This window comes from Streptomyces sp. NPDC023157, from assembly GCF_055560575.1.
Genome location: NZ_JBVHIL010000004.1, coordinates 478,196 through 494,467 on the forward strand (window position 1 = coordinate 478,196; position 16,272 = coordinate 494,467).

Below are 16,272 nucleotides of genomic sequence, written 5' to 3' on the forward strand. Positions count from 1 at the left end.
ACCTCCGTGGGCACCTTGGTCGATGGATCCATCTCACCAAACCGGCGGCCCGGAAACGTCAGCCCTCGGGATCAACCTGGAGTACCCCTCCAGGATGACCCCACCCCGAGAACCCCTGACGGAGGTCCAGGCCCCGCGAGCCCGGCATGATCCGAAAGACAGGCGCTAACCCGCCCGGTGCACCACGGCGTCGCACATCTCCGCCAGCGCCGACTTCGCGTACCCCTCGGGCAGCGGGGCCAGCATCGCGCGGGCCTCCTGCGCGTACCGCACGGTGTCGCGGCGGGCCTGCTCCAGGGCCGGGTGGACGCGGAGCCGGCGCAGGCACTCGGCGTGCCGGGCGTCGTCGGTGAGGTCGCCGTCGACGAGGGCGACGAGCTCCAGGTCCTCCGGGCGCCCGTGGGCGGCCGCGGCGGCGCGCAGGCGGAGCACCGGGAGGGTGGGGATGCCCTCGCGCAGGTCGGTGCCGGGGGTCTTGCCGGACTCGTGGGAGTCGGAGGCGATGTCGAGGACGTCGTCGGCGAGCTGGAAGGCCACGCCGAGCCGCTCCCCGTACTGGGTGAGGATGTCGACGACGCTCTCGTCGGCGCCGGACATCATGGCGCCGAAGCGGCAGGAGACGGCGACGAGTGAGCCGGTCTTGCCGGAGAGCACGTCGAGGTAGTGGTCGACCGGGTCGCGGCCCTCCTGGGGGCCCGCGGTCTCCAGGATCTGACCGGTCACGAGCCGTTCGAACGCCTCGGACTGGATGCGTACGGCCTCGGGTCCGAGGTCCGCCAGCGTGTGCGAGGCGCGGGCGAAGAGGAAGTCACCCGTGAGGACGGCGATGGAGTTGCCCCAGCGGGTGTTCGCGCTGTCGACACCGCGGCGCACGTCCGCCTCGTCCATGACGTCGTCGTGGTAGAGCGTGGCGAGATGGGTGAGCTCGACGACGACGGCCGAGGGCACGACACCCGGCGCGTACGGATCGCCGAACTGGGCGGCGAGCATCACGAGCAGCGGCCGGAACCGCTTGCCGCCGGCCAGCACCAGATGCTGGGCGGCCTCCGTGATGAACGGCACGTCGCTCTTGGTGGCGTCGAGGAGGCCGGCCTCCACCGCCGCCAATCCGGTCTGGACATCGGCTTCGAGAGCCTGGTCCCGCACGCTAAGACCGAACGGCCCGACGACGGTCACGAGGGGGTCTCCTGTCTGCTGACGCCTGCTGACGCTGTCCTTGACGCTGTCCGAACCACACGCCATCACTCGGATTGTCGATGTGTCGGTCGATTCACTCAAGCCAGCGTATCCGGTCACGTTTCGATCACCGTGGGCGCCTTCCCGTCACCCCCGGTATGTTCGTGATCAGCTCATACGACCAGGAGTGCACGTTTTGTCCCGAACAACGATCGACACCGACACGAACGGCGAGCAGCCGCCGCCCGAGGACGACACCGCGTTCCTCGGGCAGCCGAGGGGTCTGCTCACCCTCTCAGGCCTGGAGGTCTGGGAGCGCTTCTCGTTCCTCGGGATGCAGGCGATCCTCGTCCTGTACTTCGCCGACACCGTCGCGCACGGCGGCATGGGCATGGCCCCGGGCACCGCCGCCTCGGTCTCCGCCGCGTACGGCACCCTCGTCTACCTGGTCTCGGTGGCCGGCGGCTGGCTGGCCGACCGGATCCTCGGCTCGTACCGGGCGGTCCTCTACGGCGGCGTCCTGATCGCCTGCGGCCACTACGCGATGGCCGTCCCCACCCCCGCGATGACCTGGGTCGGCCTCGGCCTGATCAGCGCCGGCACCGGACTGCTCAAGCCGAACGTGGCCACCATGGTCGGCAAGCTGTACCGCACCGACGACGAGCGCCGCGACGCCGGATTCGCGCTGTACTACATGGCGATCAACATCGGCGCCTTCGCGGGCCCGCTGATCACCGGCTGGCTCGGCGACCACAAGGGCTGGCACTGGGGCTTCTCGGCCGCCGCGATCGGCATGACCTTCGGCCTGATCCAGTACGTGGCGGGCCGCCGTCACCTGGCCGGGCGCAAGCACTCCGCCGAGTACGCGCTCGCCCCGGAGGCCCTGCGCCGCGCGATCCGCACCATCGTCATCGGCGTGCTCGCCACCGCCCTCGTCGCGACCGCCCTCGCCATGGCCGGCTGGCTGACCATGGACCGCTTCGTCGACCTGCTCACCCTGATCTCGGTGATCGCACCGGTCGTCTACTTCTGGGTCATGTTCGCGAGCCCCCGGGTGACCGCCGAGGAACGGGGCCGCCTCAAGCCGTACGTCGTACTCTTCCTGGCCTCGGTGGCGTTCAACTTCATCCTCTTCCAGGCGTACTCGACGATGATGCTGCTGGCGTCCACCAACGCCCGCACGACCATCCTCGGCTTCGACTTCCCGGCCAGCTGGTACGCGTCCGCCCTCGGCGCCTTCGAGGTGCTCCTGGCGCCCGTGGTGGCCACCGTCTGGGCGCGGATGGGCCCCCGCCAGCCGCACGCCTCCAACAAGATCGCCTTCGGGGTGATCCTCGGCGGCCTGTCGTTCCTCCTGATGGTCCTGCCGACCTCCGGGCACGCCGACGACACGTACCAGATGGCCGCCTGGTGGATCGTCGGCTCGTACCTGCTGCTCGGCCTCGGCGACGTGCTCCTGGAGACCTCCGGGATGTCCGCCACCAGCAAGCTGGCGCCGAAGGCCTTCTCCAGCCAGACGATGTCGCTCTGGTTCCTCTCCCTCGCGCTCGCCAACGGCATCCAGGCCCAGACGGTGAAGCTCTACGACGACGTCTCCAAGCCCGTCTACTTCGGCGTCAACGGCGCCATCGCGGTCGCCGTCGGTCTCGCCGTGATCGCCCTGGCGCCGTGGCTGCGCCGCACCATGCACCCCGTCCACTGAGGCAGCCCGAGGTAACCGATGCACCCGACGCCGCAGACCCGTACCGACTTCCCGTACGAGACCCGCCACGAGGACATCCACATCCCGATGCCCGACGGGACACGGCTCTACGCCCGCGTGTGGCGCCCCCTCACCGACGAGCCCGTACCGGCGCTCCTGGAGTACCTGCCGTACCGCCTGACCGACTGGACCGCGCCCCGCGACTGGCAGCGCCACCCCTGGTACGCGGGCCACGGCTACGCCTCCGTACGGGTCGACGTCCGCGGCCACGGCAACAGCGAGGGCCTGCCCGGCGACGAGTACGACGCCCTGGAACTCGCCGACGGCGTCGCCGTCGTGAACTGGCTCGCCGAACAGCCCTGGTGCACCGGGAAGGTCGGCATGTTCGGCATCTCCTGGGGCGGCTTCAACTCGCTCCAGATCGCCGCGCTCGCCCCCGAGCCGCTGAAGGCGATCGTCACCGTCTGCTCCACCGACGACCGCTACGACAACGACGTGCACTACATGGGCGGCTCCGTCCTCGCCGTCGACATGCACGCCTGGGCGGCCACCATGCTCGCCTTCGTCTCCCGGCCGCCCGACCCGCTGTACGCGGGCGAGGAGTGGCGCGAGCTGTGGCTGAGGCGCCTGGAGGCCGTCGAACCGCTCGTCCACACCTGGCTCGCCCACCAGACCCGCGACGCCTACTGGCGGCACGGCAGCGTCTGCGAGGACTACTCCGCGATCAGGGCGGCCGTCCTCGCCGTCGGCGGCTGGCACGACCCGTACCGCGACACCGTGCTCCGGCTGGTCGAACACCTCCCCCAGGACCGGGTCCGCGGCATCATCGGCCCCTGGTCGCACCAGTACCCGGACCGCGGGCTGCCGCCCGGCCCGGCGATCGGCTTCCTCCAGGAGACCCTGCGCTGGTGGGACCACCACCTCAAGGGCGCCGACAACGATGTGATGGCCGAACCGCTGCTGCGCTCCTGGATCAGCGGCTCGCACCCGCCGGCCACCGTGTACGAGGAGCTGCCCGGCCGCTGGGTCACCGACCCCGCCTGGCCCTCCCCGCACGTCACCCCCGTCACGTACGGCTTCGCGGGCGCCCCGACACCGGTCCGCTCACCCCAGCAGACCGGACTGGACGCGGGCCGCTTCTTCCCCTTCGGCAACGACGCCGACCTGCCGCCGGACCAGCGCGCCGAGGACGCCCACTCGGCCTGCTTCGACTTCCTCGTGCCCACCGACGGCGAACCCATCGAGATCCTCGGCCGGCCCTCCGTCGCCCTGCGCCTGCTGGCGGACGCGCCCACCGGCCAGGTCATCGCCCGGCTCTGCGACGTCGCCCCCGACGGCTCCTCCACCCTGGTCACCCGCGGCGTCCTGAACCTCTCCGCCCGCTACGGCCGCGACCGCGCGGTGGAGGCGCAGGTCAGCGAATGGGAGGGCGTCGGCTTCGAGCTCAACGGCATCGGCCACACGTTCCCGCCCGGCCACCGCGTCCGGCTGGCCGTCTCCTCCACGTACTGGCCCTGGATCTGGCCCCAGCCCGACGCCGCCGGCTTCACCCTCGACCCGGCCGGCTCGTCCCTGACCCTGCCGGTCCGCGCCCCCACCGTGGACGCCGTCACCTTCGAACAACCCGAACAGTCCGAACCCCTCGGCGTCAGCTACCCCGCCACCCTGGAGGAGCCCCGCCCCGAGCGCCTCGTCGTCCGGGACGTCGCCAAGGGCGAATGGCGCCTGGAGGTCGACCCCCGCTACGGCGGCACCCGCGTCTACCCGGACGGCCTCGAATTCACCGAGGCCGCCCTGGAGACCTACACGATCGCCGAATCCGGCCCCCTGACCGCCCGCACCCGCTCCGACTGGTCGATCCGCCTGCACCGCCCGGACATGGCCTGGGACGTCACCATCGACACCCACTCCGAGATCCACTGCGACGCGGACACGTTCCTGACCACGAACGAGGTCATCTGCAAGGAGGGCGGCGAGGTCGTGTTCCACCGGACGTGGGAACGGGAGATCCCTCGGACGGCGGGCTGACGCCGAGGGCGCCGGCCCGCCGTGGCCGCGTTACGCGTCCGCGCCGGCCTTACGACGCCGCACGAGCACCATCGCGCCCGCACCCAGGACCACGGCCGCGCCGCCCGCGAGGGCGAGCGGCATGGTGGCGTCGCTCGAACCGGTGGTGGCGAGGCCGCCGCCGGTCGCCGAGCCGGTGGAGCCGCCCGTGCCGCCGGTGCCCTCACCCGGAGCCGGCTTCCCGGGCTGCTCCGGCTTCTCGGGCTTCCCGGGCTGCTCCGGCTTCCCGTGCTTCCCCGTGATGGTGAAGTGCTGGTGGCCGCCGACCGTGGAGTAACCGCAGGTCCCGTCCTCCTCGGTGAAACGGATCACGCCGATCTCCAGCTCGCCGCTGTCGGCCTCGGTCGCGGTGCCGACGCTGACCTTCAGCCTGAAGTCGAAGGACTCACCGGGCTTGAGCGCGGTGCCGCTGGCGAAGCCCTTGTCGGCCGGCTGCCACTTCGGGCTGTTCACGGAGGACCAGTCCACCTTCACGTGCCGCCAGTCCTGCTCGATCCGCTCCCAGCCGAAGGCCGTGGAGATCCCGCTGACCCCGCCCAGCGTGCGCTCGCTCGTGTTGGTGAGGCGGAAGACGTAGTCGCCGCTGCCGCCCGCCGCGATCGTGTCCGGGCCGGTCAGCGAGGCGGCGAGAGCGTCGCCCCGCAGGCAGCCCGTCCCGCCCGCCGCCTTCTCGGCGTCGGCGAGCGCCTTCCTGGCGGCGTCGAGGGCCTTGCGGGCGTCGTCCTTCGCCGAGCGGGCCACCGAGGCCTCGCGCGCGGCGGCGGCCTGCGCGTCCACCATGTCGTCGCTCGCGCGCCGGGCCTTCGCGTCCGCCTCGGTCTTCGCGGCGGCGGCCTCGTCGACGGCCTTCTGCGCGTCGTCCACGGCCTTCTGGGCCGCGTCCTCCTGCTCGGGGGTCGCGCCTTCGGGCAGCGCGTCCTGGTCGGCCCGCGCCTTCTCCAGCTTGGCGTCCGCCTCGGTCTTCGCGGCGGCGGCGGTCTCGGCGGCCTTCTCCGCCGCGGTGTAGACGACGGCGAGCGGATGGTCACCGCCCAGGGTCAGGGACTTGAGGGTGGCCAGGACCTTCTTCTGGACCTCGGCGTCGTTGCGGACCGCCGCGTCGTACACCGCCTGCGCCTTCGTCAGCGCGAGCCTCAGCTCCTCGACGGTCGGCTTCGCCGCCTGCCGGGCATCCGCGAACGCGGGCGCGGCGGAGAGGACCGCGACGGGTGCGGTCAGGGCCGCCGCGGCGACGGCGGCGGCGAGAATGCGACGGAACTTCATCAAATGCCCTTCAGAAGAAACAGCGGGCCCCGATCCCATGCGTGACGGAATCGGGGCCTTTTCACGCGGTACGGATCCGGTTACGCGTCCGCGCCGGCCTTACGACGCCGCACGAGCACCATCGCGCCCGCGCCGAGCACGACGGCCGCGCCGCCCGCGAGGGCGATCGGCATCGTGGAGGAGCCCGCGCCGGTCTTGGCGAGGGTGCCGCCGGTGGAGCCGGTGGTGCCGCCGGTGGTGACGGGGGTCTTCGACGAGCCGCCCTGCTCGGTGGTGTTGCCGTTGCCCTTGCCGTTGTCCTTGCCCGGGGCGGGCTTGGCGGGCTTGACGACGGTGAACTCGGCGTAGGCGCCCTCGTCGGTGAAGCCGCAGGCGCCGTCCTTGTTCTGGTAGCCGCCGCCACCGGCCACGACCGCGTCGGCGGCCTTGGCCTTGGCGTCGACGGTGACCTTCAGCTTGAAGTCGAAGGAGCCGCCCGGCTTGACCGCGGCGAGGCTGGAGAAGCCCTCCTCCTCGTCGACCGGCTGCCACTTCGGGCTGTTCACGGTGGACCAGTCCACGCGGAGGTACTTGTCCTGGCCGTCGTCCAGGGAGAACGCGTCCGCCCAGCCGCCGACCTCGTCGAACGTGAGGCCGCCGGCCTTGTTCTTGTTGGTCACGCGCAGGTTGAAGATCCCGCTGGTGCCGGCGGTGACCTTCGTCGGGCCCGTGAGGGTGGTGACGAAGTTCTTGTCGAAGTCGCAGTCGTCCTCGCCCGGCTCCTCCTGGGCGTCGGCCAGCTCCTTCTTGGCCGCGTCGAGGGCCTTGAGGGCGTCGGCCTTGGCCTTCTGGGCCTCGTTGATCTTGCGGGAGAGCGCGACGCCGGCGTCGTCGAATGCCTTGTCCGCGGCGGTGTAGGCCGCGGCCTTGGTGTCGGCGGTGGTCTTCGCCTCGTCGGCGGCCTTCTGGGCGTCGGCCACGGCCTTCTCGGCCGCGTCCTTGTCCGCCTGGGGCGCGTCGGCGGGCAGCTTGGCCTGGGCGTCCTTGGCCTTGGTCAGCGCCTCGTCGGCGAGGACCTTGGCGGCGGCGGCCTCGGCGGAGGCCTTCTTCGCGGCGGCGAGGGTGACGGCCAGCGGGTTGGTCGGCTTGTCGAACTCGTCCATGGCCCGCTGGGCGTCCGAGTCGGCGACGACGGCCGCGTCGTACACGGCCTGCGCCTTGGTGACCGCCAGGCGGAGCTCGTCCAGCGTGGGCTTCTTGTTGCGCGCCTCGGCGGTGGTGCCGGGCTTGGTGTCGGCGAAGGCGGGCGCGGCGGAGAGGAGCACGACCGGGGTGGTCACGGCAGCGGCCACGGCGGTCGCGAGAATGCGACGGATCTTCACGATGGACCTTTTCTCGTCAGGCGCATGAAATGAGGTGCGGGGGCCGCGACCGCGGCGAACTCACGCGGCGCGACGACCCCGTGATCGTATGGCTGGAAACGACCGCCGGAACAGAGGTCTGAACGCGTTCACCTCGGCACAGCGAACCCACAGCACAGGCAAACCACTCGAACCCGGACAGTTGCCCACGGAGGCCCCGCTTTCCGTGTGACACATGTCATCTGCGCCTCGCCGCCCGCCCCGTAACGTGTCCCCCACACACCTGGAAAGCGAGGCAAGCACCGATGCCCGAGCAGAGCCCGCTCGACCTGGCCGAGGGCGATCCCTTCGGCCCGCACAACCTTCCGTACGGCGTCTTCAGCACCGCCGACGAGCCCGGCCGGCGCCGGCTGGGCGTCCGGATCGGCGGGCACGTGCTCGACGCGGGGGCCGCGGCACGCGCGCTCGGCTCGCCGTACGCCGCGCTGCTCGCGCAGCCGAGCCTGAACCCGCTGCTCGCCGCCGGCCGCACCGCCTGGCGCGACGTGCGCCGCGCGCTCACCGGCTGGCTGACCGTGCCCGCGCACCGGGCGGTCGTCGAGCCGCTGCTGCACCCGCTGGACGCGGTCACCCTGCACCTGCCGTACGAGGTCGCGGACTACGTCGACTTCTACGCGAGCGAGCACCACGCCACCAACGTCGGCCGCATCTTCCGCCCCGACGGCGACGCGCTCACCCCGAACTGGAAGCACCTGCCGATCGGCTACCACGGGCGGGCCGGCACCGTCGTGGTCTCCGGCACCGACGTGGTCCGCCCGGCCGGTCAGCGCAAGGCGCCCACCGACCCGGCGCCGGTCTTCGGGCCCTCCGTGAAGCTGGACATCGAGGCGGAGGTCGGCTTCCTCGTCGGCACCCCGTCCACGCTCGGCAGCCCGGTCGCGCTCGGCGACTTCCGTGAGCACGTCTTCGGCGTGACGCTGCTCAACGACTGGTCGGCCCGCGACATCCAGGCCTGGGAGTACGTGCCGCTCGGCCCGTTCCTCGGCAAGTCCTTCCAGACCTCCGTCTCCGCCTGGGTGACCCCCTTGGAGGCCCTGGACGCCGCCCGGGTCGCGCCGCCCGCGCGGGACTTCGGCCTGCTGCCGTACCTGGACGACGCCGCCGAGGAGGAGCCCGGCGGCTTCGACCTGCGGATCACCGTGACGATCAACGGCGAGGTGGTGGCCGAGCCGCCGTTCTCCACCATGTACTGGACCGCCGCCCAGCAGCTGGCCCACATGACGGTGAACGGCGCCTCCCTGCGTACCGGCGACCTCTACGGCTCCGGCACGGTCTCCGGCCCCGAGGTCGGCCAGCGCGGCTCGCTCCTCGAACTCACCTGGAACGGCCGCGACGCCCTCGAACTGGCCGACGGCAAGCGGACGTTCCTGGAGGACGGCGACGAGGTCACGCTGACCGCGTGGGCGCCCGGCCCGGACGGCACCCGGATCGCGCTCGGCGAGGTCACGGGCCGGATCGCACCGAACGCGGGCTGAGTCCCCTCAGGAGCCCTCGGGAGCCCTCATACCGCCCGCCACAGCGCGGGCACCGTCGGCGGCTCCCAGCCGGGCTGGGCGGTGTGCGCCTGGAGGCACACATAGCCCCGCCCGGCGTAGGTGACCGCGTCCCCCGCCCGGTACGCGGTCCCCACGGCCCAGGTGCCCCCGGGCGTCGTCGGGGTCGGGGTCGGCGTGGGCGTCGGGCCGGGGGTCTGCGGCACGTCGAGGACGAAGTCGAACGCCGCCTCCTTGGCCCCGCCCGCGTCCCGCACGTTCATCAGGAGCCGCGCGTCGAAGATCGAGTCCGTGTTGTTGCGCGGCTCGCCCGGGAAGTACAGCTGGGTGGTCAGGATCGGCCGGCCCGGGGCCTGCACCTTGACGTGGAGGTGCCGGGTGCGGCCCGGGTAGAGCCCCGGCACGATGGTGCTGAGCTTGAACGAGCCGTCCGCGCCGGTGAACTGGTGGCCCCGGAAGCGGAAGCCCGTGTTGTCGTACGCGCCGTTGGTGTCGGCCTGCCAGAAGTCGAGCAGCGCCCCGGACACCGGCAGGCAGGCCCGCCCGAAGACGTAGCCGCTGACGGTGAGCCGCACGCCCGGCAGGCCCGGCTCCAACAGGCTCGACCGCAAGGGCGAGTTGGGCTTGAAGTAGGGTCCCTCGATCTGCTCGACGGTGGGGTGGTCGCCGTCGTCGCACTCCGGCGTCAGCGCGGGCCCGACCGGGCCGTCGGTGAGGGTACGCGCGAGCGCGGGGACGCCCATGAGCACCGTGGGGACGGCCATGCCGGCGGCGATCGCCGCGCGCAGCACCGCCTTCCGGGTGACGTGGCCGGTGCTGGTCTCGCTGTCCATGCCTGCTCCTCGGGTGGGGGGGGCTGAACGATCGACCAGAAACCTAGGCCGGTCCGGGGCCCGCTTCGATGGACGGAACACGGCGGTCGTGGTGCTTTCGGAACTCCCCCGGGCTCATCCCGGTCTCCCGGCGGAAGAAGCGGCTGAAGTACGCGGGGTCGTCGAAGCCGGTCCTGGCCGCGACCTGCCGGACCGACAAGTCCGTGCGTGCGAGCAGCCGTTGGGCCTCCTGGGTACGCGCCTCCCGCAGCATTCCGGCCGGGGTGCGGCCCAGCGCGGCCCGTACGGCCTCGGTGAGGTAGCCGGGGGTGACCCCGAGCCGCTCCGCGCACTCCCGTACGGAGACGCCGTCGGCCCCGGTACGGGCGGCCAGCCGGGCGAACTCCTCGGCGACCACCGCGTGCCGCCCGGCCGGCGGCCGGTGCCGTCCCGCCGACCGCCCCGGCGGGGACTGCCCCGGCGGGGACTGCCCGCCCCGCCCCGCCGTCCCGTCGCCGAGGCGCGCCGTCCGGTCCCCGAGCCGCGCCGCCCGCACCAGCAGGACGTGCAGCAGCGACCGCAGCACGGTCGCGAAGCCGGCGTCCACCTGCCCGTACTCCTCGCGGAGTTCGGCCATCAGGCGGGCGGTGCGGGCGTGTTCGGCCGGGTCGAGGCGGAGCCAGGGGTGTGCGCCCAGGCGGCGCAGCAGCTCGCGGTCGCCGGGGTGGTCGAGCAGGAACTCGGGGGTGAACAGGACGACGGTGCCGTCGAGGTCCCGGGCGTCCTCCCAGTGGTGCACCTGGCCCGGCAGGATCAGGCCCAGGTGCGGCGGGCGCAGTTCCCACCGGGCCAGGTCGACGACGTGGGTGCCGGTGCCCCGGGTGACGTGGACGAACTCGTAGAAGGTGTGGCGGTGCGGGAAGGCGGCCCGGGACATCGGGCCGATGGAGTCGAAGCTGCCGACGGCGAAGGGCACGTCGTCGGGGAGGCGGAGCTCCAGTCGGTGCAGGGGTAACGCGCCGCGCCGGGACTCGGCGCAGGGGGTGTCGGGCGCCACGGTCGTCCCGCGCATCGTGCGGCCTCCCTCAACTGGTCGAGTGGTCGAGACCAATCCGGTCCCTCACGATGACACAGGGGCCCCCGGCGGGTCACCCCGAGGGAGGGAAGGCCGACGCGTACGCGAAGGGGCCCGGCCACCAAGACGGTGGCCGGGCCCTCCCGGCGCAGTGCGGCATACGGCTACCGCACGAACACGCTCGCCTGGTTCGCCAGGTCCAGGAAGTACTGCGGCGCGAAGCCGAGCACCAGCGTGACCACCACACCGGCGGTGATCGCCACCGAGGTGAGGCCCGAGGGCACGGCGACCGTGGGGCCGTCCGCCTTCGGCTCGCTGAAGAACATCAGCACGATCACCCGGATGTAGAAGAACGCGGCGATCGCGGACGAGATCACACCGACCACGACCAGGGCGCCCGCGCCGCCGTCCGCCGCCGCCTTGAAGACGGCGAACTTCCCGGAGAACCCGGAGGTCAGCGGGATGCCGGCGAAGGCGAGCAGGAAGACCGCGAAGACCGCCGCGACCAGCGGCGAACGGCGGCCCAGACCCGCCCACTTGGACAGGTGGGTGGCCTCGCCGCCCGCGTCCCGCACCAGGGTGACCACGGCGAAGGCGCCGATCGTCACGAAGGAGTAGGCGCCCAGGTAGAACAGGACCGACGAGACGCCGCTGGGCGTGGCCGCGATGACACCGGCCAGGATGAACCCGGCGTGGGCGACGGAGGAGTACGCGAGCAGCCGCTTGATGTCGGTCTGGGTGATGGCGACGATCGCGCCGCCCAGCATGGTGACGATGGCGACGGCCCACATGACCGGCCGCCAGTCCCAGGTGAGCCCCGGCAGCACCACGTACAGCAGGCGCAGCATCGCGCCGAACGCGGCGACCTTCGTCGCGGCGGCCATGAAGCCGGTGACGGGGGTCGGGGCGCCCTGGTAGACGTCCGGGGTCCACATGTGGAACGGGACGGCGCCGACCTTGAACAGCAGCCCCATCAGCACCAGGGCGAAGCCGATGAGCAGCAGGACGTCGTTGCCCATGGTGTCGGCGAGCGCCGGGTCGATGCCGGGGACGTCGCCGTCGACGACGTCGGCGATCGCGGCGTACGAGACGGAGCCCGCGTAGCCGTAGAGCAGGGCGATCCCGAAGAGCAGGAACGCCGAGGAGAAGGCGCCGAGCAGGAAGTACTTGACCGCGGCCTCCTGCGAGAGGAGGCGCTTGCGGCGGGCGACCGCGCACAGCAGGTAGAGCGGGAGGGAGAAGACCTCCAGCGCGACGAACAGGGTCAGCAGGTCGTTGGCCGCGGGGAAGACCAGCATGCCGGCGACCGCGAACAGGGCCAGCGGGAACACCTCGGTGGTGGTGAAGCCGGCCTTGACGGCCGCCCGCTCCTGCTCGCTGCCGGGGACCGCGGCGGCCTCGGCGGCGAAGGAGTCGACCCGGTGGCCGTGGTCGGCCGGGTCGAGCCTGCGCTCGGCGAAGGTGAGGATCGCGACGACCGAGGCGAGCAGAATGGTGCCCTGGAGGAACAGCGCGGGGCCGTCGACGGCGATGGCGCCCATCGCCGCGAGGTGCGCCTTGGTGGAGCCGTAGCCGCCGGCGGCGAGGCCGACGACCGCGGCGAACGCGGCGACGAGCGCGAGGACGCTCAGGAACACCTGCGTGTAGTGGCGTCCCTTGCGCGGCACGAAGGCCTCGACGAGGACGCTGACGACGGCCGCGCCGACCACGATGAGCACGGGCGAGAGCTGCGTGTACTCGATGTGGGGTGCCGGGATCTTGTTGATCGGCTCGGCGGCCGTCGTCCACAGGGTGTGGACAGCCGTGGTGCTCACTTGGCCGCCTCCACTTCGGGGCTCGGGTCCTTCTGCTGGACATCGGACATGGTGTGCTGGACCGCCGGGTTGACGACGTCCGTCAGCGGCTTCGGGAAGACCCCGAGGAAGATCAGCACCGCGATCAGCGGGACGACCACGGCGAACTCGCGCGCCCGCAGGTCCGGCAGCTCGCGCACCTCCTCCTTCACCGGGCCCGTCATCGTCCGCTGGTAGAGGACGAGGACGTACAGCGCGGCGAGGACGATGCCGGTGGTGGCGATGATCCCGGCCACCGGGTAGCGCGAGAAGGTGCCGACGAGGACCAGGAACTCGCTGACGAACGGGGCGAGTCCGGGCAGCGACAGGGTGGCGAGGCCGCCGATCAGGAAGGTCCCGGCGAGCACCGGGGCCACCTTCTGCACCCCGCCGTAGTCGGCGATGAGCCGCGAGCCGCGCCGGGAGATCAGGAAGCCGGCGACCAGCATCAGCGCGGCCGTCGAGATGCCGTGGTTGACCATGTAGAGCGTGGCGCCGGACTGGCCCTGGCTGGTCATCGCGAAGATGCCCATGATGATGAAGCCGAAGTGCGAGATCGACGCGTAGGCGACCAGGCGCTTGATGTCCCGCTGGCCGACGGCGAGCAGCGCCCCGTACACGATGCTGATCAGCGCGAGGGTGACGATCACCGGGGTGGCCCACTTCGAGGCCTCGGGGAAGAGCCCGAGGCAGAAGCGGAGCATCGCGAAGGTGCCGACCTTGTCGACGACGGCGGTGATGAGGACGGCGACCGGGGCGGTGGCCTCACCCATCGCGTTCGGCAGCCAGGTGTGCAGCGGCCACAGCGGGGCCTTCACCGCGAAGGCGAAGAAGAAGCCGAGGAACAGCCACCGCTCGGTGCTGGTCGCCATCTCCAGGGAGCCGTTGGCCCGCGCCTCGGCGATCTCCGTGAGGGAGAAGTTGCCGGCGACGACGTAGAGGCCGATGACGGCGGCCAGCATGATGAGGCCGCCGACCAGGTTGTAGAGCAGGAACTTGACCGCCGCGTAGGAGCGCTGGGCCGCCGCGTTCTCGTCGGAGCCCGCGTGGGCGCGGTCGCCGAAGCCGCCGATGAGGAAGTACATCGGGATGAGCATGGCTTCGAACAGGATGTAGAAGAGGAAGACGTCGGTGGCCTCGAAGGAGAGGATCACCATCGCCTCGACCATGAGGATCAGGGCGAAGAAGCCCTGGGTGGGCCGCCACCGCTTGGAGGAGGTCTCCAGGGGGTCCGCGTCGTGCCAGCCGGCGAGGACGATGAAGGGGATGAGCAGCGCGGTGAGCGCGATGAGCGCCACCCCGATGCCGTCCACGCCGAGCTCGTAGCGGACGCCGAAGTCCTTGATCCAGGAGTGCGATTCGACGAGCTGGTAGCGGTCGCCGCCGGGCTCGAACCGTACGAAGACGACGGCGGCGAGCACGAGGGTGGCGAGCGAGACCAGCAGCGCGAGCCACTTGGCGGTGGTACGGCGGGCGGCGGGCACGGCGGCGGTGAGGATCGCACCGACCGCCGGCACCGCTGCCGTCGCCGTCAGGAGCGGGAAAGACATGGTGGTTACACCGCCCTCATCAGCAGGGTCGCGGCGATGAGCACCGCCGTACCTCCGAACATGGAGACCGCGTACGAGCGGGCGTAGCCGTTCTGCAGTTTGCGGAGCCGGCCGGACAGCCCGCCGACCGAGGCCGCGGTGCCGTTGACCACGCCGTCGACGAGGCTGTGGTCGACGTAGACCAGGGAGCGGGTGAGGTGCGTGCCGCCCCGGACGAAGACGACGTGGTTGAAGTCGTCCTGGAGCAGGTCGCGGCGGGCGGCCCGGGTGAGCAGCGAGCCGCGCGGGGCGGTGACCGGGACCGGCCGGCGCCCGTACTGGAGGTAGGCGAGGCCGACGCCCAGGACCATCACGGCGACGGTCGCGGCGGTGATCGCCCCGGCGCTGATCGGCGGGTGCCCGTGCTCGAAGGAGGTGACGGGCTCCAGCCACTTCACGAAGCGGTCGCCGATGCCGAAGAGGCCGCCGGCGAAGACCGAGCCGAAGGCGAGCAGGACCATCGGGACCGTCATGGACTTGGGCGACTCGTGCGGGTGCGGCAGCTCGCCCTTCTCGTCCGGCTGCCAGCGCTTCTCGCCGAAGAAGGTCATGAACATCACGCGGGTCATGTAGTACGCGGTGATGGCGGCGCCCAGCAGGGTGACCGCGCCGAGGATCCAGCCCTCGGTACCGCCCTTCGCGAAGGCCGCCTCGATGATCTTGTCCTTGGAGAAGAAGCCGGACAGGCCGGGGAAGCCGATGATCGCGAGGTAGCCGAGGCCGAAGGTGACGAAGGTGACCGGCATGTACTTCCGCAGGCCGCCGTAGTGGCGCATGTCCACCTCGTCGTTCATGCCGTGCATGACCGAACCGGCGCCGAGGAAGAGCCCGGCCTTGAAGAAGCCGTGGGTCACCAGGTGCATGATCGCGAAGGCGTAGCCGATGGGGCCGAGGCCGGCCGCCAGGATCATGTAGCCGATCTGCGACATCGTCGAGCCGGCCAGCGCCTTCTTGATGTCGTCCTTCGCGCAACCGACGATCGCACCGAAGAGGAGCGTGACGGCGCCGACCACGGTGACGACGAGCTGGGCGTCGGGGGCGGCGTTGAAGATGTCGGCGGAGCGGACGATCAGGTAGACGCCGGCGGTGACCATGGTCGCGGCGTGGATGAGGGCCGAGACCGGGGTCGGGCCCTCCATCGCGTCGCCGAGCCAGGACTGCAGCGGCACCTGGGCGGACTTGCCGCAGGCGGCGAGGAGCAGCATCAGGCCGATCGCGGTGAGCTTGCCCTCGGAGGCCTCGCCGGCCGACTCCAGGACCGGCCCGAAGGCGAAGGTCCCGAAGGTGGTGAACATCAGCATGATCGCGATCGACAGGCCCATGTCGCCGACCCGGTTGACCAGGAAGGCCTTCTTGGCGGCGGTGGCCGCGGTGGGCTTGTGCTGCCAGAAGCCGATCAGGAGGTACGAGGCGAGGCCGACGCCCTCCCAGCCGAAGTAGAGCAGCAGGTAGTTGTCGGCGAGGACCAGCAGCAGCATCGCCGCGACGAACAGGTTGAGGTAGCCGAAGAAGCGGCGGCGCCGCTCGTCGTGCTCCATGTACCCGATCGAGTAGACGTGGATGAGGGTGCCGACCCCGGTGATGAGGAGGACGAAGGTCATCGACAGCTGGTCGAGCTGGAAGGCGATGTCCGCCTGGAAGCCCTCGACGGGGATCCAGGTGAACAGGGTCTGGTGCAGGGCCCGGTCGTCGGCGCTCTTGGAGAGCATGTCGGCGAAGAGGACCACGCCGATGGCGAAGGTGACGCCGGCGAGCACGGTGCCGAGCCAGTGCCCGGTCTTGTCGAGCCGCCGGCCGCCGCACAGCAGGACGGCGGCTCCGAGCAGGGGCGCCGCGACGAGCAGCGCAATGAGGTTGTCCACG

The 16,272-nt window shown here is 71.6% G+C and carries 11 protein-coding genes; 3 read left to right on the forward strand and 8 right to left on the reverse strand.

The features are described from left to right. Positions 1-165 precede the first annotated feature (165 nt). A complete protein-coding gene (locus ACZ3ZE_RS17255; protein WP_361621320.1) occupies positions 166-1,176 on the reverse strand; it encodes a polyprenyl synthetase family protein in 1,011 nt (336 codons plus the stop codon). Between the two features lie 196 nt (positions 1,177-1,372). Here ACZ3ZE_RS17255 and ACZ3ZE_RS17260 point away from each other — a divergent pair, with 196 nt between their 5' ends. Both ACZ3ZE_RS17260 and ACZ3ZE_RS17265 read left to right on the forward strand, forming a co-directional pair. Continuing rightward, complete coding sequence (locus ACZ3ZE_RS17260; RefSeq protein ID WP_361165772.1) at positions 1,373-2,878, forward strand: peptide MFS transporter; 1,506 nt, start codon at positions 1,373-1,375, stop codon at positions 2,876-2,878. A gap of 18 nt (positions 2,879-2,896) precedes the next feature. Beyond that, a complete protein-coding gene (locus ACZ3ZE_RS17265) occupies positions 2,897-4,906 on the forward strand; it encodes a CocE/NonD family hydrolase (protein WP_467259576.1) in 2,010 nt (669 codons plus the stop codon). A 30-nt stretch (positions 4,907-4,936) separates the two neighbouring features. Here the strand turns inward: ACZ3ZE_RS17265 and ACZ3ZE_RS17270 are convergent, their stop codons facing one another. Continuing rightward, positions 4,937-6,208 carry an LPXTG cell wall anchor domain-containing protein gene (locus ACZ3ZE_RS17270; protein WP_467259579.1) on the reverse strand — a complete coding sequence of 424 codons (1,272 nt, stop codon included), beginning with the start codon at positions 6,206-6,208 and terminating at the stop codon, positions 4,937-4,939. A gap of 80 nt (positions 6,209-6,288) precedes the next feature. Then, entirely contained in the window at positions 6,289-7,569 is a 1,281-nt protein-coding gene (locus ACZ3ZE_RS17275) for an LPXTG cell wall anchor domain-containing protein (protein ID WP_467259581.1), read from the reverse strand. A 284-nt stretch (positions 7,570-7,853) separates the two neighbouring features. Between ACZ3ZE_RS17275 and fahA the strand changes: the two genes are divergently transcribed. Next, positions 7,854-9,083, forward strand: coding sequence for a fumarylacetoacetase (fahA, locus tag ACZ3ZE_RS17280; RefSeq protein ID WP_467259583.1), 1,230 nt, complete (start codon positions 7,854-7,856; stop codon positions 9,081-9,083). Positions 9,084-9,109: 26 nt separating this feature from the next. Here the strand turns inward: fahA and ACZ3ZE_RS17285 are convergent, their stop codons facing one another. From ACZ3ZE_RS17285 to nuoL, 5 genes are all read right to left on the reverse strand, one after another. Beyond that, complete coding sequence (locus ACZ3ZE_RS17285) at positions 9,110-9,934, reverse strand: dioxygenase family protein (protein WP_361165757.1); 825 nt, start codon at positions 9,932-9,934, stop codon at positions 9,110-9,112. A 43-nt stretch (positions 9,935-9,977) separates the two neighbouring features. Next, a complete protein-coding gene (locus tag ACZ3ZE_RS17290) occupies positions 9,978-10,985 on the reverse strand; it encodes a helix-turn-helix transcriptional regulator (RefSeq protein ID WP_361165754.1) in 1,008 nt (335 codons plus the stop codon). A gap of 167 nt (positions 10,986-11,152) precedes the next feature. After that, on the reverse strand, positions 11,153-12,802 hold the full coding sequence (gene nuoN, locus ACZ3ZE_RS17295; protein ID WP_361165751.1) for an NADH-quinone oxidoreductase subunit NuoN: 1,650 nt from the start codon (positions 12,800-12,802) through the stop codon (positions 11,153-11,155). Further along, a complete protein-coding gene (locus ACZ3ZE_RS17300; protein ID WP_467259585.1) occupies positions 12,799-14,370 on the reverse strand; it encodes an NADH-quinone oxidoreductase subunit M in 1,572 nt (523 codons plus the stop codon). Before ACZ3ZE_RS17300 ends, nuoN begins: the two co-directional genes overlap by 4 nt. 5 nt (positions 14,371-14,375) lie before the next feature. Then, a complete protein-coding gene (gene nuoL / locus ACZ3ZE_RS17305) occupies positions 14,376-16,271 on the reverse strand; it encodes an NADH-quinone oxidoreductase subunit L (protein WP_467259587.1) in 1,896 nt (631 codons plus the stop codon). Position 16,272: the final 1 nt, after the last annotated feature.